This window comes from Microtetraspora fusca, from assembly GCF_001570365.1.
GTDB classification, from domain to species: domain Bacteria; phylum Actinomycetota; class Actinomycetes; order Streptosporangiales; family Streptosporangiaceae; genus Microtetraspora; species Microtetraspora fusca.
Map to the genome: position 1 here is coordinate 57,974 of NZ_BBYK01000068.1, position 25,424 is coordinate 83,397.

24 protein-coding genes and 1 pseudogene are annotated in these 25,424 nt (G+C 72.9%); 12 read left to right on the forward strand and 13 right to left on the reverse strand.

Annotation, left to right across the window (positions count from 1 at the left end; genetic code table 11):
- The 3 genes from cobT to AWQ68_RS41475 all read right to left on the reverse strand — a co-directional run bounded on the left by cobT (window position 1) and on the right by AWQ68_RS41475 (window position 3,235).
- Window positions 1-1,089 (reverse strand): nicotinate-nucleotide--dimethylbenzimidazole phosphoribosyltransferase, encoded by a 1,089-nt coding sequence (gene cobT, locus AWQ68_RS32445; RefSeq protein WP_084464633.1) that lies wholly within the window; start codon window positions 1,087-1,089, stop codon window positions 1-3.
- Between the two features lie 16 nt (window positions 1,090-1,105).
- A complete protein-coding gene (locus AWQ68_RS32450) occupies window positions 1,106-2,005 on the reverse strand; it encodes a sirohydrochlorin chelatase (protein ID WP_084464634.1) in 900 nt (299 codons plus the stop codon).
- A 156-nt stretch (window positions 2,006-2,161) separates the two neighbouring features.
- The gene (locus AWQ68_RS41475; protein ID WP_084464635.1) at window positions 2,162-3,235 is read right to left on the reverse strand and encodes a GNAT family N-acetyltransferase; all 1,074 of its coding nucleotides are present in this window, start codon (window positions 3,233-3,235) and stop codon (window positions 2,162-2,164) included.
- A gap of 80 nt (window positions 3,236-3,315) precedes the next feature.
- Between AWQ68_RS41475 and AWQ68_RS32460 the strand changes: the two genes are divergently transcribed.
- On the forward strand, window positions 3,316-3,732 hold the full coding sequence (locus AWQ68_RS32460) for a DUF2795 domain-containing protein (RefSeq protein ID WP_066947934.1): 417 nt from the start codon (window positions 3,316-3,318) through the stop codon (window positions 3,730-3,732).
- Between the two features lie 11 nt (window positions 3,733-3,743).
- Window positions 3,744-4,814 (forward strand): baeRF2 domain-containing protein, encoded by a 1,071-nt coding sequence (locus AWQ68_RS32465; protein ID WP_066947936.1) that lies wholly within the window; start codon window positions 3,744-3,746, stop codon window positions 4,812-4,814.
- Here the strand turns inward: AWQ68_RS32465 and AWQ68_RS32470 are convergent.
- The 3 genes from AWQ68_RS32470 to AWQ68_RS32480 are packed head-to-tail and all read right to left on the reverse strand — an operon-like array spanning window position 4,804 to window position 7,636.
- Window positions 4,804-5,448, reverse strand: coding sequence for a LutC/YkgG family protein (locus AWQ68_RS32470; RefSeq protein WP_066947939.1), 645 nt, complete (start codon window positions 5,446-5,448; stop codon window positions 4,804-4,806). The two genes, AWQ68_RS32465 and AWQ68_RS32470, sit on opposite strands and share 11 nt — an antisense overlap.
- A complete protein-coding gene (locus AWQ68_RS32475) occupies window positions 5,445-6,896 on the reverse strand; it encodes a lactate utilization protein B (protein WP_066947942.1) in 1,452 nt (483 codons plus the stop codon). Before AWQ68_RS32475 ends, AWQ68_RS32470 begins: the two co-directional genes overlap by 4 nt.
- Window positions 6,893-7,636, reverse strand: coding sequence for a (Fe-S)-binding protein (locus AWQ68_RS32480; protein WP_066948065.1), 744 nt, complete (start codon window positions 7,634-7,636; stop codon window positions 6,893-6,895). The genes AWQ68_RS32475 and AWQ68_RS32480 overlap by 4 nt, the downstream gene beginning before the upstream one ends.
- A gap of 90 nt (window positions 7,637-7,726) precedes the next feature.
- Between AWQ68_RS32480 and AWQ68_RS32485 the strand changes: the two genes are divergently transcribed.
- Together AWQ68_RS32485 and AWQ68_RS32490 are read left to right on the forward strand one after the other, a co-directional pair.
- Window positions 7,727-8,440, forward strand: a complete 714-nt coding sequence (locus AWQ68_RS32485; protein ID WP_066947944.1) for a FadR/GntR family transcriptional regulator — start codon at window positions 7,727-7,729, stop codon at window positions 8,438-8,440.
- A gap of 50 nt (window positions 8,441-8,490) precedes the next feature.
- Complete coding sequence (locus AWQ68_RS32490; protein ID WP_066947947.1) at window positions 8,491-9,504, forward strand: LLM class F420-dependent oxidoreductase; 1,014 nt, start codon at window positions 8,491-8,493, stop codon at window positions 9,502-9,504.
- Between the two features lie 48 nt (window positions 9,505-9,552).
- On the opposite strand, the gene AWQ68_RS32495 is transcribed toward AWQ68_RS32490, so the two are convergent.
- Window positions 9,553-9,957 carry a hypothetical protein gene (locus AWQ68_RS32495; protein ID WP_157546022.1) on the reverse strand — a complete coding sequence of 135 codons (405 nt, stop codon included), beginning with the start codon at window positions 9,955-9,957 and terminating at the stop codon, window positions 9,553-9,555.
- A gap of 41 nt (window positions 9,958-9,998) precedes the next feature.
- Between AWQ68_RS32495 and AWQ68_RS32500 the strand changes: the two genes are divergently transcribed.
- Both AWQ68_RS32500 and AWQ68_RS45385 read left to right on the forward strand, forming a co-directional pair.
- Window positions 9,999-10,613, forward strand: coding sequence for a TetR/AcrR family transcriptional regulator (locus AWQ68_RS32500; protein ID WP_066947953.1), 615 nt, complete (start codon window positions 9,999-10,001; stop codon window positions 10,611-10,613).
- Window positions 10,614-11,000: 387 nt separating this feature from the next.
- Window positions 11,001-11,390: pseudogene (locus AWQ68_RS45385) on the forward strand (DUF4328 domain-containing protein); the annotation flags it as partial.
- A gap of 47 nt (window positions 11,391-11,437) precedes the next feature.
- Here the strand turns inward: AWQ68_RS45385 and AWQ68_RS32505 are convergent.
- Entirely contained in the window at window positions 11,438-15,166 is a 3,729-nt protein-coding gene (locus AWQ68_RS32505) for a DNA polymerase III subunit alpha (protein WP_066947955.1), read from the reverse strand.
- Complete coding sequence (locus AWQ68_RS32510) at window positions 15,166-15,432, reverse strand: DUF6504 family protein (protein WP_084464637.1); 267 nt, start codon at window positions 15,430-15,432, stop codon at window positions 15,166-15,168. Before AWQ68_RS32510 ends, AWQ68_RS32505 begins: the two co-directional genes overlap by 1 nt.
- A gap of 245 nt (window positions 15,433-15,677) precedes the next feature.
- On the opposite strand from AWQ68_RS32510, the gene AWQ68_RS32515 reads away from it, so the two are divergent.
- From AWQ68_RS32515 to AWQ68_RS32530, 4 genes are read left to right on the forward strand one after another with little or no spacing between them, the layout of a single operon-like run.
- Entirely contained in the window at window positions 15,678-16,823 is a 1,146-nt protein-coding gene (locus tag AWQ68_RS32515; protein ID WP_218007123.1) for an ABC transporter substrate-binding protein, read from the forward strand.
- Complete coding sequence (locus AWQ68_RS32520) at window positions 16,820-17,683, forward strand: ABC transporter permease (RefSeq protein ID WP_066947961.1); 864 nt, start codon at window positions 16,820-16,822, stop codon at window positions 17,681-17,683. The genes AWQ68_RS32515 and AWQ68_RS32520 overlap by 4 nt, the downstream gene beginning before the upstream one ends.
- Window positions 17,671-18,522 (forward strand): ABC transporter permease, encoded by an 852-nt coding sequence (locus AWQ68_RS32525; protein WP_084464638.1) that lies wholly within the window; start codon window positions 17,671-17,673, stop codon window positions 18,520-18,522. Before AWQ68_RS32520 ends, AWQ68_RS32525 begins: the two co-directional genes overlap by 13 nt.
- Window positions 18,519-19,613: an ABC transporter ATP-binding protein gene (locus AWQ68_RS32530; RefSeq protein ID WP_066947964.1), complete on the forward strand. Its 1,095-nt coding sequence runs from the start codon at window positions 18,519-18,521 to the stop codon at window positions 19,611-19,613. Before AWQ68_RS32525 ends, AWQ68_RS32530 begins: the two co-directional genes overlap by 4 nt.
- Before the next feature lie 6 nt (window positions 19,614-19,619).
- On the opposite strand, the gene AWQ68_RS32535 is transcribed toward AWQ68_RS32530, so the two are convergent.
- Window positions 19,620-20,564: an NADP-dependent oxidoreductase gene (locus AWQ68_RS32535; RefSeq protein WP_066947967.1), complete on the reverse strand. Its 945-nt coding sequence runs from the start codon at window positions 20,562-20,564 to the stop codon at window positions 19,620-19,622.
- 113 nt (window positions 20,565-20,677) lie between these two features.
- Between AWQ68_RS32535 and AWQ68_RS32540 the strand changes: the two genes are divergently transcribed.
- Window positions 20,678-21,526, forward strand: coding sequence for a helix-turn-helix transcriptional regulator (locus tag AWQ68_RS32540; RefSeq protein WP_218007124.1), 849 nt, complete (start codon window positions 20,678-20,680; stop codon window positions 21,524-21,526).
- Between the two features lie 49 nt (window positions 21,527-21,575).
- A complete protein-coding gene (locus tag AWQ68_RS32545; protein ID WP_066947970.1) occupies window positions 21,576-22,535 on the forward strand; it encodes a quinone oxidoreductase family protein in 960 nt (319 codons plus the stop codon).
- Here the strand turns inward: AWQ68_RS32545 and AWQ68_RS32550 are convergent.
- The 3 genes from AWQ68_RS32550 to AWQ68_RS32560 are packed head-to-tail and all read right to left on the reverse strand — an operon-like array spanning window position 22,525 to window position 25,341.
- Window positions 22,525-23,637 (reverse strand): PucR family transcriptional regulator, encoded by a 1,113-nt coding sequence (locus AWQ68_RS32550; protein ID WP_066947973.1) that lies wholly within the window; start codon window positions 23,635-23,637, stop codon window positions 22,525-22,527. The two genes, AWQ68_RS32545 and AWQ68_RS32550, sit on opposite strands and share 11 nt — an antisense overlap.
- The gene (locus tag AWQ68_RS32555; protein WP_066947976.1) at window positions 23,637-24,437 is read right to left on the reverse strand and encodes a DUF2705 family protein; all 801 of its coding nucleotides are present in this window, start codon (window positions 24,435-24,437) and stop codon (window positions 23,637-23,639) included. Before AWQ68_RS32555 ends, AWQ68_RS32550 begins: the two co-directional genes overlap by 1 nt.
- Window positions 24,418-25,341 carry an ABC transporter ATP-binding protein gene (locus tag AWQ68_RS32560; RefSeq protein WP_066947979.1) on the reverse strand — a complete coding sequence of 308 codons (924 nt, stop codon included), beginning with the start codon at window positions 25,339-25,341 and terminating at the stop codon, window positions 24,418-24,420. The genes AWQ68_RS32555 and AWQ68_RS32560 overlap by 20 nt, the downstream gene beginning before the upstream one ends.
- Window positions 25,342-25,424: the final 83 nt, after the last annotated feature.

A 25,424-nucleotide genomic window follows, 5' to 3' on the forward strand; every position in this document is an offset into this window, starting at 1 on the left:
TCAGTGCTCCTTGTCGGTCACTCCGGCGGAATCGAAGGTGGCGACCTCGTGCATCACCCGTACGGCGGCGCTGACCAGCGGGTGGGCGAGCAGGCCGCCGGTGCCCTCGCCGAGGCGGAGTTCGAGGTCGACGAGCGGCCGCAGGCCGAGGTGGTCGAGGGTCGCGGCGTGGCCCGGCTCGGCCGAGCGGTGCCCGGCGACACAGTAGGAGGCTGCGGCGGGAGCGAGGGCGACGGCCGCGAGGGCGGCGGAGCCGGCGATCACGCCGTCGAGGATGACCGGCACACGCGCCGCGGCGGCGGCGAGGATGAACCCGGCTATCGCGGCGTGTTCCAACCCGCCGACGGAGGCGAGGGCGCGCAGGGCGTCGTCGCGCCGCTCCGGCGCGAAGCCGTCGGTCTCCCGCAGCCGGTTGGCCTCCAGCGCCCGGCGCACGACACCGATCTTGTGCTGGTGGGTGGCGTCGTCGATGCCGGTGCCGCGCCCGGTCACCTCCGCCGCCTCGCGTCCGGTGTACGCGCAGATGAGCGCGGCGGAGGCGGTGGTGTTGGCGATGCCCATGTCCCCGGTGATGAGGCAGCGGGCGCCGCCCTCGATCAGCTCCCGGGCCGTCTCGACACCCACCGCGAGCGCGGCAGCGGCCTGGTCGGCGGTCATGGCGGGGCCGAGGGACAGGTCCGCCGTGCCGTACGCGACCTTGCGGGCGCGCAGGCCGGGTGCGGCGGGCAGATCGGAGGCGACTCCCACGTCGACCACGGTCACCGAGGCCCCGGCCGAGGCGGCGAACGCGTTGGCCACGGCCCCGCCGGCCAGGAAGTTGGCCACCATCTGGGTGGTCACCTCCTGCGGCCACGGCGAGACGCCCTGAGCGTGCACGCCGTGGTCGGCGGCGAAGATCGCGAGCGCGGCGGGCGTCGGCATCGGGGGCGGGCAGACGCCCGCCACCCCGGCGAGCCGTACGGCGACGTCTTCGAGCGCACCGAGGGCGCCGCGCGGCTTGGTGAGCCGGTCCTGGTGCTCTCGTGCCCGTGCCATCGCATCGCGGTCGGCCGGGCGGATCGCCGAGATCGTCTCATCAAGCGGTGTCAACGCGTGCTCTCCAATGTCAGACGGGGGTGGGGATCTCCGACTCGGGCTCGCCCCTGGTCAGCCGCTCGACGGCCAGGGCCTCGGTGAACCGGCGGCGTGCCGTCCACACGCCTGGGTCGGCGGCGCCGGCCAGCGCCTCCTCGTACCGGTCGATGACGACGTCGGCGAGGCCCTCGCAGTCGCCGATGACCTCGGCGCAGCGGATGTCCAGGCCCTCGTGGTTCGCGCCGTACGCCAGGGCCTGGGCCCAGATGCGTTCGAGGACGCCGCCGGCGAACAGCAGGTACGGCAGGACGATCACGCGCTTGGCCCCGAGCCTGCGGCAGCGCTCCAGGCCGCCGGGGACGCCGGGCCGGTTGTGCGACATGTACGCGGTCTCGACGGTCAGCATGTCGGAGGCGTGGGTCTCCCAGAACAGCCGGGAGACGCGGTGGACCTCGGCGTTGACGGCGGGGTCGGCGGCGCCGTGGCCGACCAGGACGACGGCCGTCTCGGCGGGGTCGATGTCCTCGGGCATCTCCTCGGTGACGAGGCGGGGCATGTCGGCCTGGGCGTCGGCGAGCCGCTCGGCGAGCAGTTCGAGGATGCGGGGGTCGGGGCCGAGCGGCCGGGCGAGGTCGAACTCCAGAGTGGGGTGGCGCTCCTGTTCCAGCGCCATGGTGCCGGGGATGTCGCCGAGGGCCTCGCGGTCGCCGGTGAGACTGAGCGGCAGCGCGATGAGGTGGTGGTGGCCGTGCGCGATCAGCGAGGAGATGGAGTCGCGGAGCTGCGGCCGGGCCTTGTTGATGAAGCCTCCGGTGACCTCGGCGACGCGCTGATCGAGCCGGCAGCGGAGCCGATGAACGAACCTGCCGAACTCGGCGACCCCCGTCTCATCGTGGGTCCCGTGCCCGATGAGCAGCAGCGGCGGTTTCATCTGCCTGATCTCCCATGCCTTGACCTGCGGATTTGTAATCCGGCTCGCGAGGATAGCCGACCGTGCCGACGATGGGCACTGCTCGTGCCGTCGGCAAGGGTCAGACGGGCGAGACGATCATCCGGCCGGCGGCCGCTCCGGACATAGGAAATTTCATTACATTTCCCCTCTGAGCACACTGAACATTACGGCATCGGAGCGTCCGCCGGGCACCGGAACCGCCTGCCGCAGTATGCCTTCCTGGACGAAACCGGCCCGTTTCGCCACCGCCTGGCTCGCGTGGTTGCCGGTCGCGATCACGAGCTGGACGCGGTCGAAGCCGAGGTCGAGCAGGTGCGCGGTGACGAGCCGGGTCGCCTCGACGGCGTGGCCGCGCCTGCGCGCCCACGGCGAGATCCAGTAGCCCACCTCGACGTCGCCCCGCTCCCGGTCGGCCCGATGGACGCCGACCGCGCCCGCGAGCCGTCCGCCGTCGCGCGGCTCGATGGCGAAGTTGGCGCCGGAGAGGCCGGGCGCGTGGGCGTGGCGGGTGCACCACTCGACCGCGCGTTCCAGGGTGTATCCGGCGGCCCACGGCATCCAGCGGGCGATCTCGGGGTCGTCCCGCACCGCGGCGAGCACGTCGAAGGCGTCCCGCCGGTCGAACGGCCGCAGGACGATGTGCTCGCCGCCGAGCCTGCGTCCGACGACCGTACGGCCGTCGCCGCGCAGCAGACCGAAGACGACCAGGTCGTGCGGGCCGTCGTCCTCGAAGCCGGCGCCGCGCAGCACCCCCTCACGGATGAATCCGGCCTTCTCCGCGACCCTGATCGAGGCGGTGTTGTCCAGGTTCGCGCGCAGCTCGACCCGGCGCAGCGGCCCGGGGCCGAGCATGCGGTCGGTGAGCCCCTTGAGCGCCTCGGGCGCGTACCCGCGCCCCCGGTAGGCGGGGCGGACGCCGTAGCCGACCTCGGCGGTGGCCGCGGCCCACTGGGCCTTGAACAGGCTGATGGCGCCGACGATCACGCCACCCGCCTCCATCGCGAGGTGGATGCCCTGACCCGAGCGCCACAGCTCGTGCACGCCCTGGGAGAGCCAGGCGCCGACACCGATCGCGTGGCCCGGGGCGCCCGGGGGCAGCCCCACCTGCCCGCCCTCCTTGACGATCTCGCATACCTGCGCGGCGTCACCCGGGCCGAAGGGCCGCAGGACGAGCCTCTCGGTGGTGATCATGAGGCGCTCGTCGAACATGGATTCCCTCCGGTTGCGATGTTTGGGGGGGACGGGGCGGGTACGGGCCTCCTCATGACCCGGATTCGGGAGGTGAGGTCATGAGTATCCAACGCGGCAGCGACAAGCACAGCCCCCGGGTGGACGACGAGCAGAAGCACGAGACTGAGGGCCTCACCCGGGGCGGTGGCACCACCCACGCCGAGGAGTGGAAGGAGCCGGAGCCGACGCAACGGGCCGAGGAGGACCTGCAGCCGGGCCGCCGGCCGCCGGGGCACGAGCCGGGAACCCCGATCGGCATCACCCCCGCGGACGTCGAGCGCCGCAGCAACCTGGCCAAGTGGCTGAGCGACGCCGAATACCCGGCCAACCGCGAGAACCTGTTGGCCCACGCCGAGGAGAAGAGCGCTCCCGACGCCGTGATCGAGGCCGTCCGTCAGCTTCCCGAGCTCAAGTTCCACAATGTCGGCGAGGTGGCCGAGGCCCTCGGGCTCGGGGTCGAGCGCCACCGCTGGTGAGGGGAGACCTCGTGAGACTGGACTCAGTCCGTCATCTGTACGAGCGCCGCGGACCTTTCGTCTCGGTCTATCTGGACACCGCCCGCATCACGGAGGACGCGGCCACCGCGGTCGAGCTGCGCTGGCGGCGGATCGACGAGGAGCTGACGGCGCGGGGCGCGCCGCCCGAGGTGCGCGCCCCCATCGGCGAGCTGGTCAAGGAGCCGACGCAGGCGGCGCCGGGGCGCGCGGTGTTCGCCGAAGGGACGTCCGTGGTGCTGACCGAACCCCTGGCCGCGCCGCCGCGGCGCGAGATCGCCCGCTGGTCGCCGCTGCCCCACGTGGTGCCCATGCTGGCCCAGCGCGGGGAGACGGTGCCGCACCTGGAGGTCCTGGCCGACCACGCGGGGGCGGACGTGATCGTCTCGTGCGGCGGCCGGAAACGCGAGCTGACGGTCGAGGCCGCCGCCGAGTGGCCCATCCAGAAGACCGGCCAGGGGGGCTGGTCGCAGACCCGGTACGAGCGGGACGCCGAGGAGACCTGGCGGCGCAACGCCGTCGCGGTGGCCGAGGTGATGGAGAAGGAGGCGCACGGCATCGGCGCGGAGGTCATCGTGCTGGCGGGCGAGCCGCAGACCCGCCGCATGATCATGGACGCTCTCAGCAAGGACACGGCCTCCCGGGTCGTGGTGGCCGAGCGCGGCAGCCGCGCCCCGGGGGCCGCCGACGAGCCGTTCCAGTCGGAGGTGAACCACGCCATCGAGGTCTGGCAGCGGAAACGGCACACCGCGCTGCTCGACGCCTACCACGCGGGGCCGTACGCGACGGGTCTGGCCGAGACCGCGCGGGTGCTGCGCGACGGGCGGGTGGCGACGCTGCTGCTGCGGGACGACCCGACCTCCGACGCCACGCTGTGGATCGGCCCGGAGGGCACCCAGCTCGCCGCCGACCCGGGCGAGCTGAACGACCTGGGCGTGGACCTGCCGGTCGAGGAGCGGGCCGACGCCGCCCTGGCCCGTGCCGTCGCGATGACCGACGCCGAGCTCTGGTTCGTGCCGGAACTCGACTCTCCCGACGGCGTCGGCGCGGTGCTCAGGTACTGATCACGACTTCGAGGGTGCGCGGGCCGTGCACGCCCTCGACCCGGTCGAGCTCGATGTCGCTGGTCGCCGACGGCCCGCTGATCCAGGTCAACGGCCGTTCGGGGGCCAGCCGGGCCACGGCGTCCGGCACCCCCGCCACGACCTGGTCGGCGCGTACGACGCACAGGTGGTAGTCCGGCAGCAGCGTCAGCGCGCGGCGTCCCTGGCCCGTGCCGGCGTCGAGGACGATCGTGCCGGTCTCCGCGATCGCCACCGCGCATCCGGTGATCACGCCGTCCACGCGGTCGAGGTCGTCGGCGCTCAGTTCGGGGTCGTCCCCCACGGTCTCGTACGGCAGGGCCTCGGCCTCCCGGGGGCGGAGCCAGGCGGGCGGGAGGCCGTCCGGGACGACGAGGCGAGCGGCGTCACGGCGGGCGAGCGCCTCCCGCACCACGGAGGCGATCTCGGCTTCGGGGACCACGTGGACGATCGCCCGGTAGTCGCGCAGCCGCTCGGCGAGCAGGTCGATCGGCCGCGGCTCCGCGGTCCCGGCGTCGGGACCGGTCGCCCCCCGGTAGTCGCGGGGCACCTCCACGTCGGGCGCACCCGCGACGGCGCCTCTGATGCGGGCGAGGATCTGGTCGCGCGCGTTCATCGGGCGCCTCCGTCCTGGCGCTCGGTTCCCGTCCGTCCCCCGGTGCGGTCCCACCAGTCGCGGAACGACTCGCGAGGGATGTCGGGGAGGTCGCGGGTGTCGGTCCACGCCGACATCGGGCCGGGCAGCCGCTTCGGCACGAACCGGCGCAGCCGCCCGCCCGCCCGCTGCGCCAGCGCGAGCCGTTCCGGCCGGTTGAATATCCAGCCCGCGGCCGCCATGCCCAGGCGCTCCGCGCGCGGGTGCCGCGCCTTGGCCCGCAGGTCGACCAGCACCTCCGGGATGTCGATGGCCACCGGGCACACCTCGTAGCAGGCGCCGCACAGCGACGATGCGTACGGCAGCGAGCGGTCCAGCTCCGATCCCATGCCGCGGAGCTGCGGCGTGAGGATCGCCCCGATCGGGCCGGGATAGACCGATCCGTAGGCGTGGCCGCCGGCGCGCTCGTACACCGGGCAGACGTTGAGGCAGGCGGAGCAGCGGATGCAGCGCAGCGCCTGGCGGCCGACCTCGTCGGCGAGGACGCCGGTGCGCCCGTTGTCGAGCAGGACGAGATGGAACTCCTGCCCCTCGGTCGCGCCGGTCCAGGTGGAGGTGTAGGGGTTCATCCGCTCGCCGGTCGAGCTCCGGGGCAGGAGCTGGAGGAAGACCTCCAGGTCGCGCCAGGTCGGCAGGATCTTCTCGATGCCGACGACGCTGATCAGCGTCCGGGGCAGGGTGAGGCACATCCGGCCGTTGCCCTCGGACTCCAGCACGACCAGGGTCCCCGTCTCGGCGATCATGAAGTTCGCCCCGGAGATCGCGACCTTGGTGGAGAGGAAGCGCTCGCGCAGGTGCAGCCGGGCGGCCTCGGCGAGCGCGCGCGGGTCGTCGGTGAGGTGCTCCGGCGCGGGCCGGCCCCACTCGCCCATCCGTTCCTGGAAGATCTCGCGGATCTCCGCGCGGTTGCGGTGGATGGCCGGGACCAGGATGTGCGAGGGCCAGTCGTCGCCGAGCTGGACGATCAGCTCGGCCAGGTCGGTCTCGTACGCGGTGACCCCCTCAGCGGCGAGCGCCTCGTTCAGGCCGATCTCCTGGGTGGCCATCGACTTGACCTTGACCACCTCGGTCTCGCCGGTGGCCCTGACCAGGTCCGCGACGATGCGGTTGGCCTCGTCGGCGTCCCTGGCCCAGTGGACGTGCCCGCCCGCCGCGGTGACCGCGGCTTCGAGCTGCTCCAGGTAGCGGTCGAGGTTGCGCAGCGTGTGGTCCTTGATCGCCTTGCCGGCCTGGCGCAGCCCCTCCCAGTCGGGGAGCTCGGCGACGACGGCCGCCCGCTTGCCGCGGATCGTGCGGGTCGCCTTGCGCAGGTTGAACCGCAGTTGCGAGTCCCGTACGGCCACGGCCGCGTTGGCAGGGAAGCCGCGTTCGAGGGCGCGGCCGGGCATGCCGAGGAAGGTGCGGCTCACGGGGCGGACCTCTCGATCGTCGCGGTGACCTCGGCGGCCTCGGTCGCGGCGAGGATCTCGGCCAGATGCATGATCTTGACTCCGGTCTTCTGGCGGGTCAGCGTTCCCCCGATGTGCATCAGACAGGAGTTGTCGGCGGCGCACAGGACCTCCGCCCCCGTGGCCATGACGTTCCCGACCTTGTCGGCGCACATCGCGGCGGATATCGCGGGATTCTTCACGGCGAAGGTCCCCCCGAAGCCGCAGCACTCCTCGGCGCCGGGAAGCGGCACGAGCTCCAGTCCCCGGACGTTCCGCAGCAGCCGCAGCGGCCGGTCGCCGAGGTGGAGGCCGCGCAGGGAGTGGCAGGTGGGGTGGTAGGTCACCCGGTGCGGGAAGTACGCCCCCACGTCGGTCACGCCGAGCACGTCGATCAGGAACTCGGAGAGCTCGTAGACCTTCGGCACCACCTCTCCGGTCGCGGCTGGGGCCAGCCGCGGGTATTGCTCGCGGACCATGGCCCCGCACGAGCCCGACGGCACGACCACGGCGTCGTACCCGCCGAAGACCTCGGCGAAGTGGCGCGCCAGCCGTACGCCCTCCTCGCGATAGCCGGTGTTGACGTGCATCTGCCCGCAGCAGGTCTGCGCCCGGGGGAACGCGACGTCGACGCCGAGGCGGCGCAGCAGCGTCACCGTCGCCTTCCCCGTCCCGGGGAAGAGCGTGTCGTTGACACAGGTGATGAACAGGGCGACCCGCACGTACGGCTCCCGCATGTATGGTCTGACCAAATATGGTCTGACCATACACCCGGCCACGGAGCCGGTCCCACACGGCGAGGAGGACGGACGTTGAGCGTCGTCGACGGTCACCGGGAGCCCCGGCGCGCCCCGGAGGGCGCCCGGACGCGGGCCTTCGAGGAGGTCCTCGACCGGATCGAGGAGCGGATCGCCGCCGGCGGGCTCACCGTCGGCGACCGGCTGCCCGGGGAGCGCCAGCTCGCCGAGGAGCTCCGGGTGAGCCGCTCGTCGGTCCGCGAGGCCCTGCGCGCGCTCGCGACGCTCGGCGTGGTGTCGTCCCAGGTCGGGCGGGGCCCGGACGCCGGGGCGGTGTTGACGTCGCGGCCGGACAGCGCGCTCACCGAGCTGCTCCGGCTCAACCTGAGCCTGTCCACGCTCACCATGCGCGAGGTCGTGGACACCCGCCTGATGATCGAGCAATGGGCGGCCGCCCGGGCGGCGGGCGACGGCGGGGCCGCGCTCGGCGAGATGGCCGAGGCCGTCGCCGCGATGGACGCCGCCGCCACCCCCGAGGAGTTCGTCGCGCACGACATCGCCTTCCACATGGCCCTCGCGGCGGCGTCCGGCAACCGGCTCACCTCCGCGATCATGCGCGCCCTGCGCGACGCGGTACGGCACTACGCCATCGACGCCGTGCTCCGCCTCGGCGACACCGCCGATCTGCAGGCCGACCACCGCCGCATCCTCGACGCGGTGCGCGACCGCGACGCCGAGGCTGCGACGGCCGCCGTCACCGAGCATCTGGCCCGTGCCTATCCGGGCTAGAACGTGTTCTAATCAGGTTCCACGCGCAGACGCGACCTGAGGAGGACCGGGTGGCCGAGGACCTGAAACTGGGACTGAATCTGGGCTACTGGCAGCGGACGGCCGACGACGCCACCGCGCTCGTCCAGGCCGCCGAACGCCTGGGATACGACTCGGTGTGGACGGCCGAGGCGTACGGGAGCGACGCGTTCACCCCGCTCGCCTGGTACGGCGCGCGGACCAGCAGAATCAAGCTCGGCACGAGCGTGGCGCAGATCTCCGCGCGCACGCCCGCGGCCACCGCGATGACCGCGATGACGCTGGACCACCTCACCGGCGGCCGGCTGCTCCTCGGCCTCGGCGCGTCCGGGCCGCAGGTCGTGGAGGGCTGGTACGGCCGGCCGTTCGCCCGCCCGCTGGCCCGGACCCGCGAGTACGTCGAGATCATGCGCAAGATCTGGCGCCGGGAAGAACCTGTTATGAATGACGGGCCGAACTATCCGCTGCCGCTGCCCGGCGGCCTCGGCAAGCCGCTGAAGCTGATCACCCGCCCGCTCCGCGCCGACATCCCCGTCTACCTCGGCGCGGAGGGCCCGAGGAACGTCGCGCTCGCCGCCGAGATCGCCCAGGGCTGGCTGCCGCTGTTCACCTTCCCCGACAAGATCGACACGATGTACGGCACGGCGCTCGCGGGGGCGCGGCCGGGCTTCGACGTGGCGGCCATGGTCATGACGCTGGTCACCGACGACGTCAGGGCCGCTCTGGACGGCGTCAAGATGATGCTCACGCTGTACATCGGCGGCATGGGCGCGAAGACGCGCAACTTCCACGCCGACATCATCGGCCGCATGGGGTACGCCGAGGCGGCGGAGCGCATCCAGGCGCTCTATCTCTCCGGGCGCAAGGAGGAGGCGTTCGCCGCGATCCCGGACGAACTGGCCGACGGCATCTCGCTGGTCGGGCCACCCTCCCGGATCCGGGAGCGGCTGAAGCCGTGGCGGGCGAGCCCGGTGACGAACCTCCTCGTCATGGGGCCGCGCGACGAGGAGACGCTGCGCACCATCCGCGACCTCGTCCTCGGATAGGTCCGGCACAACACGGCGAGACGCTTCTCGCAGACGTCCCCGTGCCCCTCAGCCGTCGCGCCGCAGCCGGATCAGCGGCCCGACGGCGAGCGCGCCGTACGCGTAGAGCAGGAAGACGGCCAGCGTCGCCTGCCGTTCGACGGCCAGCGCGGGGTAGGCGAAGCCGGCCACCGTCATGAGCGCGGCGTCGCCGAGCAGGCCGACGGCGGCGAGCGCGACACCGAGGCGCAGGCGCGCGTCGTGGCCGGTCCGCCCGAGCAGCCGCGCCTGCACGTCCCCGAGGAGTGCGCCGAGGAGGAGCGAGCCGCCCCCCAGTGCCAGGACGAACGCCCAGGCCGCGGCGGTGTCCGCGACGGGGACGACGACGTGGCCGAGCGGCCAGAACACGGCGGTGGCGGCGACCCACACCCCGAGACCGGACAGCAACGGGAACGCCCACGGTGATCTCATCATGGGGCACAGAATATATGAAACAGTCGTGGTAGAAATTGGGGGTGGGCAGACCGAAGAATCCGACGCGCCGGGACGAGCTCCTGGAGAAGTGCTGCGACCACCTGCTGGAGCACGGGGTCTCCGGGGTGTCGCTGCGTCCCCTGGCGGCCGAGGTGGGCGCGTCGCCGCGCACGCTCCTGTACCACTTCGGATCGCGAGAGGAGCTGATCGCCGAGGCACTGCGCCGCTGCCGGGCGCGCTATCTCGCCGTGGCCGACGCGCTCGTACGGGACGCCACCCCCGTGGGCGGCGACATCGCAGGCGTGCTGGCGACGCTCTGGACCCACTCCGCCACCCCGGCCGCCCGGCCGTTCCTGCTGCTGTTCCTCGACGCGTACACGTGCGCGCTGCGCTCCAGCGACGGCGAGGGGGAGATCCTCACCGAGCTCTTCGGCCGCTGGCACGACCGGATCACGGGGGAGCTGACGGCCGTCGGCGCCGATCCCGGCCCGGCCGCGTCCGTCGCCTCGCTGGCGATCGCCGTTCACCGCGGGCTGCTGATCGAGTGGCTGGCGACCGGCGACAGCGCCCGCCTGGACGCCGCCCGCGCCGCCGCGCTCGACATGCTCGGCGCGCTCGCCTCGCGCGCCCTCGCCCGGGGCGGGCCAGGCGCCTAGAACCGCGCCCCTGGACCGCGCCGCGGTCGCTCTTCGCTCCCAACTCTCCGGACCGCCCTTCACCAGCGACGATCGATCTCCCGGCCAAAGCGGCGGGAAGCGCGTGCCAAACCTTTCTATGGCCCGTGGCGGACGCCGGATCGACTCCGATTAGCCCCGGTACCAATGGGATACGAGAGGGGCAAGTGACACGGAGGCCGGGGGGAGAAACACATGCGGTCCGCCTCGTCGGAAGTGAGCCGGTCGGCCGTGGCGGTCTACGCGAGCCTCGGCGCGCAGGTCGCCGCGATGGCCGCGCTCGTGGTCTTCGAGCACGTACGCGGGCGGCGGCTGTCCCGCGAGATCGCGGCGATCGGCGGCGACCCGCACAACCCGGCCGCCCGCGAGATGGTCGGCGCCGTGACCGTGTTCGCGGTCCTCATGCTGCTGCTCGCCGGGGCCACGGTCACGGCGGCGGTGGCCTATCTGAGCTGGCTGCGGAGGGTGCGGCCGGCGTCCTCCGGTCTCTACGCGATCGGTGCCTGGCTGGTGCCGGGCGTGAACCTCGTGGCGCCCCCGATCATCGCCGACCAGGCCTGGCGGGAGGCGGCGCGCGGCCGGGGGAACCGCTCCCGCTGGCTCCCGCTGCTCGTCGGCTGGTGGGTGAGCTGGCTGGCGCTGATCTGGCTGGTCCTGGTACGGCTGCCGCGCACCCGTGGCCCGGCCGACCTGACCGGCGTGGGGCTGCTCGAACTGGTGACGGCGGCGGTCGCCGCCGCGCTGTGCGCCGCGACCGTCCACCGGATCACCGGATTCCGCGGCCTGCGGGCGGTCGCCGCCAGCCGTCACCGCCCGCGCGTGCGGGTGGGCCCGGAGCTGCCGGAGCTCGCGTGCCAGAGCCGCCGCTGGGGCTCGGCGGGATGGGCCAGGAAAGCCGCGGCGTCGCGCACGCCCGGGGCCGGCCCGATATCGGAGTAGGGCGAGAGCCGGTAGCCGTTGCCGTACTCGATGGGACGGCCGCCGACGCCGCCGCCGGACTCCGGCGTCTCGTCCAGCAGGGCGCGTACGGCGTCGATGCCGCCGCGCGGCGGCGGCGCGCGCCACAGCTCGTCGAGATCGACGAGGTTCCAGCAGTTCAGCGCGCGCAGCGAGACGGCCCGTGCGCCGGTCCGCCGGACCACCCCGCGCGCGACCAGCAGCCACGACCCGAACACGGTCGCCGCCGTGTGCGCCTGCACCGACTCGAAGAACGTCAGGTCGATCGGTCCGGTGGAGTCGTCGAGGGTGAGGAAGATCACCCGCTGGCCCGACCGCACGGCGGGCGTCTGGGTCGCCACCTTGACCCCGGCGACCAGGATCTCGGCGCCGTTGCGCTGCCGCAGCAGGTCTCTCGCCCGGACGACGCCGATCGCGTCGAGCAGCTCGTCGTGGAAGCCGATCACGTGCCGGCTGACGTCCATGCCGAGGACGGCGAGCTCGGCCTCGACCGCCTCGGCCTCGGTCATCTCCGGCAGCTCGCCGGGTGTGACCCGCTCGGCGAACGCCATCGGGAGCTGCACCGCCGCCGTGTCGCCCTTGGCCGCCACACCGGCCGCCGACGAACGGTCGAGCGCGCCCACCTGGGCGATCAGGTCACGCCTGGTCAGGCGGCCCGGACGCCATCGGGGGCCGCCGGGGCGCAGGCCGTACATGGCGTCGAGGCCGCCGACCTCGACGATCCGCTCCGCGACCGGCCGGGACGGGCGGGCCCGATCCCAGAAGTCGGCCACCGACGTGTACGGCTGGCCGGCGACCATCCGGTCGACCTCGGCCTCGCTGACGCCGCGTACCGCCGAGAACGGCACGCGCAGGGCGTAGCCCCGGCCGAACCCTCCGGTCTCCCCGTCAGGTCCGCCGTCGACACCGCTGTCGGCGCCACCGCCGAGATCGACGTCCTGCCGCCGCGGGCCCAGGTCGCCGGGCCGGACGCGGAGGGTCAGCGACTCCCCCGTCGCCTCCCCGCCCTCCGGCGTCTCGCCGTACGGCTCTTCGGGGGGCGGCCCGGCCGTCTCGCCGGCGGCCTTCTCGACCCGCCAGTGCCGGCCGGAGCGGTTGACGTCCAGGGCCAGGATCCCGACGCCGCACCGGCGGGCCTCGTCGAGGATCACCCGGCTCGGGTACATGCCCGGCTCGTGGGTGAGCACGCCCGCCAGGAAGGCGGCCGTGTGGTGCCGCTTCAGCCACGCCGACTGGTAGGTCGGCAGCGCGAACGCCGCCGCGTGCGCCTTGCAGAACCCGAACGCGCCGAACGCGTCGAGGACCTTCCACGCCTTCTCCACGGTGGCGGGGTCGAACCCCCTCTCGCCGGCCAGCGGCACGAACCAGTCGTGGACCGCCTCCCTGCCCGCCGGCGTGTCGAGGGCGCGGCGGGCCTTCTCCGCCTCCGACAGCCCGCAGCCGGTCATGACGTCGATGACCTTCAGCACCTGCTCGTGGAAGACGACCACGCCGTGGGTCTCCCGCAGCGGCCCGTGCAGCTCCTCGTGCGCGTACGACGGCCGCCGGAAACCGTGCCTGGCCTCCAGGTACGGCGTGACCATGTCGGAGTTGACCGGGCCCGGCCGGAACAGCGAGATGTCCACGATCAGGTCGTGCATCGTGCGCGGCTCCAGCTTGGCGACCAGCTCGCGCTGGCCGGGCGACTCGATCTGGAAGCAGCCGATCGTGCGGCCCGAGCAGATCATGTCGTAGGTGTCCGTGTCGTCGCGGGGGACGGCGTCCAGCTCGATCCGCACGCCGTCGACCCGCTCGATCTCGTCCAGCGCGTGGGCCATCGCGGACTGCATCCGCACGCCGAGCACGTCCAGCTTGAGCAGGCCCGCCTCCTCGACGTCGTCCTTGTCGAACTGCGACATCGGGAAGTCGAGCATGCTGCGCTCCACCGGCGTGCGGTCGCGCAGCGCCGCGTTGCCGACCAGCACGCCGCACGGGTGCAGCGCGATGTGCCGGGGCAGCCCGTCGAGCTTCTCCGCGAGCCGGAACACGGTCTCCAGCGACCGGTCGTTCAGACCGCTGTCGCGCAGCTCGGGGAGGTCTGCCAGGGCGGCCCGGATCTGCTTGGCGCGGATGTGCGGGAACGCCTTCGCGATGGCGTCGACCTCGTGCGGGGGCAGCCCCATGGCGGAGCCGACGTCCCTGATCGCGCTGCGCGCCCGGTAGGTCTCCATCATGGAGACACAGGCCACCTGGGCCTCGCCGTACCGGCCGAGGATGGCGCGGTAGCAGTCGAGCCGGCGCGCGGACTCGACGTCCACGTCGATGTCCGGCAGGCCGCGGCGTCCCTCGGACAGGAAGCGCTCCATGAGCAGGCCGTGTTCGATGGGGTTCACCTCGCCGATGCCGGCGAGGTAGTTGACCAGGCTGCCCGCGCCGGAGCCGCGGATCGCGCAGCGCACCCCCATGCCGCGGATCATGTCGGTGATGCCGGCCACGGCGACGAAGTAGCCGGACAGCCGCTTCCGCTCGATGATGTCCAGCTCGGCGGCGAGCCGCTCCCTGGCCTCTTTCGACCGTTCCATTCCCCGGCGGCGCAGCCCCTCCTCGCAGCGGCTCCGCAGCATCGGGACCGGGTCGCCGCCGATCTCGGGCAGGTGCAGCGCGCCCGGCGGGTCGGACAGGAGCGGGACGATCTCGACCGGGTCGAGCGCGCACCGCTCCGCCACGCGGCGCGTCTCCGCCAGGAGCCGGGCCATCCGGCTCCGGTCGCCGCCGCAGACCCGCTCCGCCACCCCGGCCATCTCCTCGCCGCTCTTGAGGTACGCCTGGGAGGACTGCTCCAGGTGCCGGGCGTGCAGCGGCGCGAGCCGGCGCGCGGCGTCCAGCACGTTGCCGACCTGGTGGTCGGCGGGGTCGAGGTGGCGCGCCGCGTTGGTCAGCACGGCGGGAAGGCCCGCCCAGTCGGCCAGGCCGAGCATCCGGGCGGCGACGTTCGCATCGCGGTAGCCGTAATGGTCGGTCACCTCGACCACGACGTCGGGCACCGCGGCGCGCCAGGCGGCCAGCAGCGCCCGCGCCTCCTCGTCGCGCTGCCCGGCCGCCGCGCGGCCGACGTCGGACCTGGGCCCGAGCAGCACCACCAGCCGGGGCTCGCCCGAGGGCCCGCGCGCGTGCTCGGCGAGCATCTCGCGCGTCACGTACGGCTCGCCGCGCTCGCCCGCGTGGTGGGCGGCGGTGACGAGGCGGCATAGGGGGCCCCAGCCGTCCGCGCGGGCCAGGACGACGACCCGCCGCTCGCCGTCGCCCGCCGAGCCGTCGCCCCGGGTCTCCCCGGCCTCGCCGTGGACGCCCGCGCGCCTGCCGCGCGCCGTGTGATGGTCGTGGGCGCGCAGGACCAGGTCGACGCCGGCGATGGGGGCGAGCCCCTCGGCGTGGCATGCCTGGATGTGCTTGATCACGCCGTAGAGGCCGTCGCGGTCGGTCAGCGCGAGGGTGTCCATGCCGTGGGCCGCCGCGCGCGCGACCAGGGCGGGCGGGAAGGCCGTGCCGTACCGGAGGGAGTAGGCCGAGGCCACGTGGAGATGGACGAAGGAGGCCATCAGTCCCACGCCCTCAGCAGCAGCCAGCCGCGGCTCGCGGTGTCGAAGCGCAGCTCGTAGGTCCCGACGCCGGGGCCCATGCCGGCCTCGACCCGCCAGAACCGCCGCTCACCCGGGTCGGTGTCGGAGGTCTTCCACCACTCGCGGGCCACCACCCAGTGATCCTGGACCTGGCGGATCGCGTAGAGACGGTCGCGCCAGACGAACTGGGCGGGCCGGCCGTCCCTGACCCACACCTCGATCGGATCGCCGTAAAGTCTGCTCAAGACGGATCTTCCCCCCATGATCGGCACCCGGGGGAAGGCGGGCGCTACGTGCTACTTCGAACATATGTTCTCAGAAGATCGACCGCAACTCGGTCGGAGGAACGCGCCGCGAGCCGTTCACAAAGCGCCATCGTCTCGGGCCCTTCTGTTCACCAAAGCGCAATCTGCCCAGGGCTAACTGGGGCTGGTTTGTTGCATTGAGTTCGCCTACGTTCGATCCACGTACGACAGTGGGAGACAAAAGCGTGTCTGCGCGCATCGCCGGCCTCGTGGCCGCCCTTTCCCTGGCCATCCCCTTGAGCGCGGCGTGCGGAGCCGCCCCCACCGAGAGCACGTCCGGCTCCGGAGGGCCCGACGCGAAGACCGCCACCTCCGCCGCCGACTTCGGCGGGATGGACAAGCTGGTGGAGGCCGCCAAGAAGGAAGGCAAGCTCAACGTCATCGCGCTGCCCCGCGACTGGGCGAACTACGGCGAGCTCCTCGACACCTTCTCGCAGAAGTACGGCATCACGATCACCAGCGACAACCCCGACGGCTCCAGCTCGGACGAGATCAACGCGGTGAAGACGCTCAAGGGCCAGGACCGCGCCCCCGACGTGCTCGACCTCGGCCAGTCCTTCGCGCTCAGCGGCGCACAGGAAGGCCTGTTCGCGCCGTACAAGGTGCAGACGTGGGACAAGATCCCCGACGGCCAGAAGGCCGCGGACGGCGTCTGGGTCAACGACTACGGCGGCTACGTCTCGATCGGCTGCGACGCCAAGAGGGTGGCGAACTGCCCGCAGACGTACGCCGACCTGCTCAAGCCCGAGTACAAGGGCAAGGTCGCCCTGAACGGCGACCCGACCAAGGCGGGCGCGGCCTTCGCCGGGGTCTACGCCGCCTCCCTGGCGAACGGCGGCTCGTTCGACGACATCCAGCCCGGCCTGGAGTTCTTCAAGAAGCTCAAGGCCGCCGGCAACTTCAACCCCGTCGAGTCCACCCCGGCGACCGTCCAGAACGGCGAGACGCCGATCAGCATCGACTGGGACTACCTCAACGCCGGGTACGCCGACCAGTTCGCGGACAAGGGGGTCGACTGGAAGGTCGTCGTCCCGGGCGACGGCAAGTACGCGCAGTTCTACGCGCAGGCCGTCAACAAGGACGCGCCGCACCCGGCGGCCGCCCGCCTGTGGCAGGAGTTCCTCTTCAGCCCCGAGGGCCAGAACCTCTACCTCAAGGGCTACGCCCGCGCGGTCCTGCTGCCCGCGATGCAGGCCGACGGCACGGCCGACGCCACCGCGGTGGCCAAGCTCCCCGCGGTCGAGGGGACGCCCACGTTCCCGGGCGAGGCCCAGATCAACAAGGCCAAGGAGACCCTCGCCACCGGCTGGGGCGCCGCGGTCTCGGGATGAGCCGTCCCGCAAGTACGGCGTCCGCCCCGGTGCCGGGCCGGAGCCGTAGAAGATCGAGAGGATGGATCGCGACGGCGCCGCTGCTGGCGTTCGTCGCGGTCGTCTTCGGCGCGCCGCTGGTCGTGCTGCTCGGCGGCACGTTCGTCCGCCAGGGGCGGTTCACCGGTGAGAACCTGGCCGAGTCGCTGCAGGGGGCCTACCTCACCGCGCTGATCGGGAGCGTGAAGCTGTCGGCGACGGTCGCGGTGCTCGGCACGGTCCTCGGCGTCTTCCTCGCCCAGGCCGTGGTCGCCTCCCGGCTGCGCGAGGCCGTCCTCACGGCGTCGGGCGTCCTGGCGAACTTCGGCGGGGTGCCGCTGGCGTTCGCCTGGATCGCCACGCTGGGCAACTCCGGCGTCGTCACCCGCGTCCTCGGACTCGGCGAGCACGGGTGGAGCCTCTACAACTTCTGGGGGCTCACCCTGGTCTACCTGTATTTCTCCATCCCGCTGACCGTCCTCGTCGTCACGCCCGCCCTGGACGGCCTGCGGCCACAGTGGCGCGAGGCCGCGCTGAACAACGGCGCCTCGGCCTGGCAGTACTGGCGGTACGTGGGCGTGCCCGTGCTCGCGCCGTCGCTGCTCGGCGCGGTGGTGCTCCTGTTCGGCAGCGCCTTCGCCGCCTACGCCACGGCCGCGGCGATGGTCGGCACGACGGTGCCGCTGGTCACCCTCCAGATCGCCAACGCGCTGACCGGCAACGTCCTCATCGGCCACGAGAACGTGGCCCTCGCGCTCAGCCTCGACATGATCGTGATCGCCGGGCTGGTCATGGCCGTCTACCTGCCGCTGCAACGGAGGAGCGCCCGATGGCTGCGCTGACCCCGGCCCCGATCGCCGGGGACGCGTCCTCCGCCCCCACGCGCAGGGAACGGCCGCGGGCCTGGCGCGTGGCCGTGCTGGGGCTGGCCGCGCTGTACTTCCTGGTTCCGCTGGCCGCCTCGTTCTGGTTCACGGTGGACGATCCCCAGGGCTTCAGCCTCGACGCCTACGGGCAGATCTTCTCGGCTCCCGGGTTCGCCTCCAGCCTGCTGCTGTCGCTGGGGCTGGCGGTGGCGACCATCGCGGTCGTCCTGCTGCTCACCCTGCCGGCCATGCTGGCCGTACGGCTCGGCGCGCCGCGGCTGCGTCCGGTCCTGGAGGTGGTGTGCACGCTGCCGCTCGTCGTCCCGCCGATCACGTTCGTCGCGGGGATCGGCACCGTGCTGCGGTTCGGGCCGGAGTACCTGGCCACGACCCCCTTCTACCGGACGATCATCGCCCTGCAGAACCCGGACTTCCCCGTGGTGCTCGTGCTCGCGTACGTGGTGCTCGCCCTGCCATACGTCCACCGCTCGCTGGACGCGGGGCTGCGCGCGATCGACGTGCGCACGCTGGTGGAGGCGGCGCGGAACTGCGGGGCCTCCTGGCCGCACGTCGTGTTCCGGGTGATCGTCCCGAACCTGCGCTCGGCCCTGGCCGGCGCGTCGTTCCTCACGCTGGCGCTGGTGCTCGGCGAGTTCACCGTCGCGCGGCTGCTCAGCTTCCAGCCGTTCCCGGTGTGGATCGTCTACATCTCCGGATCGCAGGCCCAGGTGTCGGTCGCCGTCTCACTGTTCAGCCTGCTGCTCACCTGGCTGGTGCTGCTCGTCGTCTCCGTCGCAGGAAGGAAGCGATCATGACCACGCCCGTCACCGGGGCCACCGGCGAAGCCGTCACGGAGGCCGCCACCGGAGCCAGGGTGGAGCTCCGCGGGCTGCACCGGCGCTTCGGCGGCACCGTCGCCCTCGACGGCCTGGATCTCTCCATCGAGCCCGGCGAACTGCTCGCCCTGCTCGGCCCGTCCGGATGCGGCAAGACCACCGCTCTGCGGTGCGTCGCCGGGTTCGAGCACCCCGACGAGGGAGCGGTCCTCATCGACGGGCGGGACATCACCGGCGTGCCCGCCAACCGGCGCGACGCCGGAATGGTGTTCCAGTCCTACAGCCTCTTCCCGAACCTCAACGCCCGGGACAACGTGGCCTTCGGCCTGCGCGTGCGCAAGGTCGCGGCGGCCAGGCGGCACGCCCGGGCGCAGGAGCTGCTGGAGCTGGTCGGCCTCCCCTCCGTCGGCGAGCGGTACCCGCACCAGCTCTCCGGCGGGCAGCAGCAGCGCGTGGCGCTGGCCCGGGCGCTCGCGCTCGAACCGCGGGTGCTGCTGCTCGACGAGCCGCTGTCCGCCCTGGACGCCAAGGTCCGGAGCGCGCTCCGCGAGGAGATCCGCCGGCTCCAGCTCTCCCTCGGCATCACGACGATCTTCGTGACGCACGACCAGGAGGAGGCGCTGTCGGTCGCCGACCGGGTGGCCGTGCTGCGCGCGGGACGCCTGGAGCAGATCGCCGACCCGGCCACGTTGTACGACCGGCCGGCCACGCCGTTCGTCGCCGAGTTCGTCGGCACCATGAACCGCGTCCCCGGGGCCGCCTCGGGCGACCGGGTCGCGGTGCTGGGACGGACGCTGCCCGTCGACGGCCCGCCCGCCCACGGGCCGGTCGAGGTGCTCGTCCGGCCCGAGGCGGTGATCGTCACCCCCTCGGCCGAGGGCACGGCCACGGTGGTCGCCTCCTCCTTCCGCGGCTCGACCGCGCGCCTGCGCGTACAGCTGGCGGACGGTGGGGAGCTGCTGGCCGACGTGCCCGGCCACGACTCCGTACGGCTCGCGCCCGGCGTCACCGTGACCGTCACCCTCGTCGACCGTCCCGTCCTGGTGTCGGAACCGCGGCGATCTCCCTGAAACCGTTCAGGGGACGAGGATGATCTTTCCGCGTCCGTGCCCCCGCTCGCCCAGGCGGTGCGCGGCGGCGGCGTCGGCCAGCGGGAATGTCGCGCGGATGGGCAGACACAGGGTGCCCGCCGCGTGCAGGGCGACGGCCCGGGCGAGAGCCGGGGCGGTGCGGTCCTCCGCGGGATCGCCCCCCGTGAAGCGCACCCCGAGAGGGCCCGCCTCCGCCGGATCCACGATGCTGACGACCCGCTCGGGGCCGCCGAGCAACTCGACGGAGCCTGCGAGAACGCCGCCGCCCGCTGTGTCCAGCACGGCGTCGACGCCGCCGGACACGACCTCGCGGACCCGGTCGAACAGCCCCTCGCCGTATTCGACGGGGACGGCGCCCAACGTGCGCAGGTAGGCGTGGTTCGCCTCGCTCGCGGTTCCGACCACGTGCGCGCCCGCCGCGATCGCGAACTGCGTGGCGAGGCCGCCGACGCCGCCCGCCGCCCCGTGGATCAGTACGGTGTCCCCGACCGCGACCTCAAGGAACTCCAGCGCGCGGTAGGCCGTCTCCGCGACCATGTGCAGGCCGGCCGCCCGTTCCCAGTCCAGATCGGCGGGCTTGGCCGCGAGCCGGTCGGCGTCCGCCAGGGCGTACTCGGCGTACGCGCCCACGGCGGGCCCGAAAACCTCGTCGCCGACCGACCAGGAGCTGACACCAGCGCCGATGCTCATCACGACACCGGCCGCCTCAAGCCCGGGAACGTGTGGGAGATCCACCGGGAGGAAGTCCGTCAGCGCGCCCCCTCTGATCTTCCAGTCGACCGGGTTGACCCCGGCGGCGCGAACCCGCAGCAGCACCTGGCCGTGACCGGGGTGGGGGACGGGTGCGTCGACGAGCCGCAGTTCCTCGGGCTCGCCGTACGAGGAGAACGCGATGGACGCGGCACTGGCCGGGACAGCTGGAACAGACATGATCGACCGCCTTGGGTTCGTTCGGATTCGGGCACGGACGACGGTGCCACCCCGCACGGGCGATGAGGAGCGGAGCGTTTTCCCTAGGACCGGGAATCCTGCTCTGGGGCGGCGTGTTCGGCCTGCTGATGAACGACATGAACCGGGGCGAACTCGCCGACTTCCTTCGCCGATCCCGAGGGCGACTGCGTCCGCTGGACGTGGGCCTGCCCGAGGGGCCACGCCGCCGGACACCAGGCCTGCGGCGCGAGGAGATCGCTCAGTTGTCCGGCATGTCCTTCGACTACTACATGCGCCTCGAACAAGCCCGGAGTCCGCAGCCGTCGACCCAGATGCTCGCCGCGCTCGCGCGGGCGCTGCGGCTCGGCGACGACGAGCGTGACCATCTCTACCTGTTGTCCGGGCATCGGCCGCCCGCCGCCCGTCCCGCGGGAGAGGAGATCAGCCCCGGAGTGCGTCACCTGCTGGACCGGTTGCGCGACACACCCGTCCAGGTCGTCAGCGATCTCGGATACCTCCTGACGCAGAACGCGAAGGCGGAGGCCCTGTTCGACCCTGTCTGCAAGGTGGACGGCGAAGACCGCAACATCGTGTGGGCCTGGTTCACCAACCCCCGGCTGCGGGAGCCGTACACCGCCGAGGAGTGGGAACAAGGCAGCCGCCGCCATGTCGCCGATCTCCGGGTGACCGTCGCCCGGCGCGGCGGCGACGCCGCCTCGACGAACCTGGTCCAGCGGTTGCTGGCGCGCAGCGACGAGTTCGCCGAGCTGTGGGCGCTGCACGAGGTCCGCGTCAACCGGAACCGCCGGATCAGGATGCACCGGCCCGGGATCGGGACGATCGAGTTCGACGTGGAGACGCTGCTCACACCGGCCGACGACCAGCGGCTGCTGATCTACACCGCGCCGTCCCAGCGCCCGAGTAGGACCCGGATCTTCTCTGCGGGCGGGAACAAGGGGTGACCGCGCGGGGGTTGGGCACGAGCAAGGAAGTCTCGCAACGGGAGTTTTCATGCGTGCCATAGTCGTCTCCACCCCGGGTGACTCCTCCGTCCTGGAGTACGTCGAGCGGCCCGACCCGGCGCCCGGCCCGGGCGAGGTGCTCGTCCAGGTCGCGGCGAGCGGCGTCAACTTCATCGACGTCTACCACCGCCAGGGGCGCTACCCGCTTCCGCTGCCGTTCGTCCCCGGTTCCGAGGGCGCGGGCACGGTCATCGCGACCGGGGAGGGCGTGACCGACCTGGTCGTGGGCGACGCCGTCGGATGGGCGAACGCGCTCGGCGGTTACGCCACGCGCGCGGTGATCCCGGCCGACCTGGCGGTGCCGCTCCCCCGGGGCCTCTCGCCCGAACTCGCGGCCGCCGTGCTGCTCCAGGGGCTGACCGCCCACTACCTGACCCACTCGGTGTACGCGGTGCGACCGGGAGACGACGTGCTGGTCCACGCGGCGGCCGGCGGCGTGGGGCTGCTGCTCACCCAGATGGCCAAGCTGCTCGGCGCCCGGGTGATCGGCACCGTCTCCAGCGAGGCGAAGGAGAAGCTCGCCCGGGAGGCGGGCGCCGACGAGGTGCTGCGCTACGAGAACTTCAGCGAGGCGGTCCGCGAGATCACCGGCGCGGGCGTCCACGTCGTCTACGACGGCGTCGGCGCGTCCACGTTCGACGGCTCGCTGGCGTCGCTGCGCCCGCGCGGCATGATGGCGCTGTACGGCGCGGCCAGCGGCCCGGTCCCGCCGTTCGACCCGCAGCGGCTGGACGTGGGCGGCTCGCTGTTCCTGACCCGGCCGACGCTCGGCCACTACGTCGCGACGCGCGAGGAGCTGCTCGGGCGGGCGGGCGAACTGCTCGGCTGGGTCGCCTCGGGGGCGCTCAAGGTGCACATCACCGGCCGCTACCCGCTGGCCGAGGCGCGCCGGGCGCACGACGACCTGGAGGCCCGCCGCACGACCGGCAAGCTCCTGCTCATCCCCTGAGCCCGAAGGGGTCGTGCCGCCCGTCGGGTTCCACCTGACCGTCGAGGGGACGCGCCGGCCAGTCGAGCAGGCGCGCCCCGAGCACCGCGGTCTCCAGGGTGAACCGCTGGGTGGGGTCGGCCGGGGAGAAGCCGGTGAGCCTGCGCACCCGCTCCAGCCGGTAGGTGACGGCCCGGGTGCTGACGCCGAGCCGGCGCGCGGCGGCCGTGTGGTTCCCCTGGGACGCGAACACGGCCTCCAGGGTGGAAAGCAGCGGCTCCGGTCCGCCGCGCGCCGCCTCCAGCGGGCCGAGCACGGTGCCGACCAGGTCCACGATCGCGCCGCGGTCGCGCAACAGAACGGGGAAGACGAGCAGGTCGGCCGCCTTGAGCACCTGGGCGCGCAGGCCGAGCCGCTCACCGAGGTCGATCGCGCCGACCGCCTCCCGGTACGACGTGACGATGCCGCCCGGCCCGTGGTGCGGCCGCCCGACACCGGCCCGCCACGCCGCGAGCGACGACCGTACCTGGTGGGTGAACTCCCCCGTCGCCGCCGCCAGCGAGGCGGGCGCGGCGCAGACCAGCATGCCGTCGCGCCCGGCGACGAGGATGTTGTGCGAGCCGAACCTCGCCACCAGCGCCCGCTCGATCCGCCGGAGCACGGGGGCGTCCGGCGGCAGCGGGTCCGCCGCCCGCACCACGGTCACGGCGTACGCCTCGGCCAGGCGGAGCCCGAAGTGCTCGGCCTGCCGCGCGTCGGCCCGGCCCTGGAGCAGGTCGTCCACGAACTCCCGGCGCGCCTGCTCCTCCCTGGCGATGGCGGTGAGGTGGGCCTCCTCGTACCCCTCGGCGAAGGCCGAGAGGCTGCGCCGTACGGCGCCCAGGATCGCGGCGGTCCCCGGCGCCGCCTGCGTCAGCTCGGCGGCGAGGAGGCAGGCGTCGGCGAGGGCGCGCAGCGGGACCCCGCGCTCGGCGGCGAGCGTGCCGCACACCCTGAGCGCGTCCGTCTCTGAGCGGTCGGGGAGCCGGCCGGTGGCGACGGACGCCGCCAGCGCGGAAAGGTACCCGCCGAGCAGGTCGGCGGGTACCCCGGTCGCCTCGCTCACCCGAACGAGCACGTCCATCAGACTCCTACGTCACGCCGGTCGAACGCGAGGACGGCCACCGCGAGAAGCACGGCCGTCGCGGCCAGCAGGACAAGATAGTCACCCGCCGGCCAGCCCTGGTAGACGGGCCTGCCGTCCAGGAAGTAGTGGAACGGCGAGATCCAGCGGAGCCAGGAGATCGCGTCCACGCTCTTGCCGAGCGTCTCGACGACGTACCCGCCGACCGCGTAGGCCGCGGTGACCGCCAGGGTGAGCGCCCTGCTCCCGGCGACCGCGCCCAGCGCGAGCGCCAGCGTGCCGAAGAACAGGACCAGCAGGTACAGCCCGGCGTGCGCGGCGGCGATTCGCCCGATCGGCACGCCCATGTCATGGACGGCCGCCATGACGGCGATCAGGAGGAAGCTCACGAGCGCGACGCCCAGCAGGCCGAGGGCGAGCGCGGTGAACCGGCCGAGGATGAGCCGCCGCCGGCTGATCGGCAGGGTGAGGACCAGCTCCAGCGTGCCGGACTCCTCCGGCCCGGCGACGGCCCGGTTGCCGAGCACCGCCGCGCACATGATCAGCATCATGGGGCCGAAGAGCTGGTACGCGATGACCTGGAGGTATCCGGCGCCGCTCGTCATGTCGGCCAGCCCGCCCATGAGGTCCTTGAGCGCGCCCGGATACTTGGCCAGCGCGGCCTTCTCGTAGAAGTCCGGGTTCGCCGCGATGCTGTCGTAGATCGACAGGTAGAGCAGGAAGAACGCGCAGACCCCGACGGTCCAGCCGATGAGCGCCCTGCGGTAGTCGCCCAGGGTCTTACGCACGAGCGCGGACATGCCCGGCCTCCTCGTCGCCGTGCTCTTCCTCGCTGTAGTAGGTGAGGAAGATCTCCTCCAGGTCGGGCTCCGCGCTGACCATGTGGACGACGGTGAACCGCGCCGCCGCCTTGATCAGCGCGTCGGGGCGGCCGTCGATGGTGCAGCGCAGGTTCGCGCCCTCGACGATCAGGTCTCGCACGCCCGGCAGGTTCTCGAACGCCTCCCGGGGGACCGGCGCGTCGAAGTGGAGCTCGACCTTCCTGACCGCACGCTCCCTGAGCGCGGCGACGTCCTCGACCGCGACCAGGCGGCCGGAGCGGACGATGCCGACCCGGTCGGAGACGTGCTCGACCTCGGCCAGGACGTGCGAGGACATCAGGACGCTGCGGCCCTCGCGCCTGACCTCGCGGACCATGGCGAGGAACTCCTGCTGGACGAGGGGGTCGAGGCCGCTCGTCGGCTCGTCGAGGATGAGCAGTTCGGGCTCGTGCATGAACGCCTGGATCAGGCCGATCTTCTGCTTGTTGCCCTTGGAGAGCTCGCCCATCCGGGCCGACAGGTCGGCCTCCAGCCGTTCGGCGAGCTCCTCGATGCGGCGCCGCGGCGGCCCGCCGCGCACGGCGGCCATGAACTCGAGATAGGCGCCCGCCTTCTCGCGTCCCTCCACGGCCAGCTCGCCGGGCAGGTAGCCGATCCTGGCCCGCGCCCGGCTGTCGCGCGGATCGAGGCCGAGGACGACGGCCCGGCCCGACGTCGGCCTGATCACGTCGAGGAGCAGCCGGATCGTCGTCGTCTTCCCCGCGCCGTTGGGGCCGAGATATCCGAAGACCTCGCCCGGCTGGATCTCCAGGTCGAGGTCCTGCAGGCCCCGTCGTTTCCCGTAGAACTTGGTCAGTCCTTCGGTCAGAACAACCGCTGTCATGACCGGAATGGTCCTCCCGGTGCCGCGCGGAGGAAATACCCGTCATCGGATATCTGGCGATCTCTTCCTTTCGCGGTTCCGGC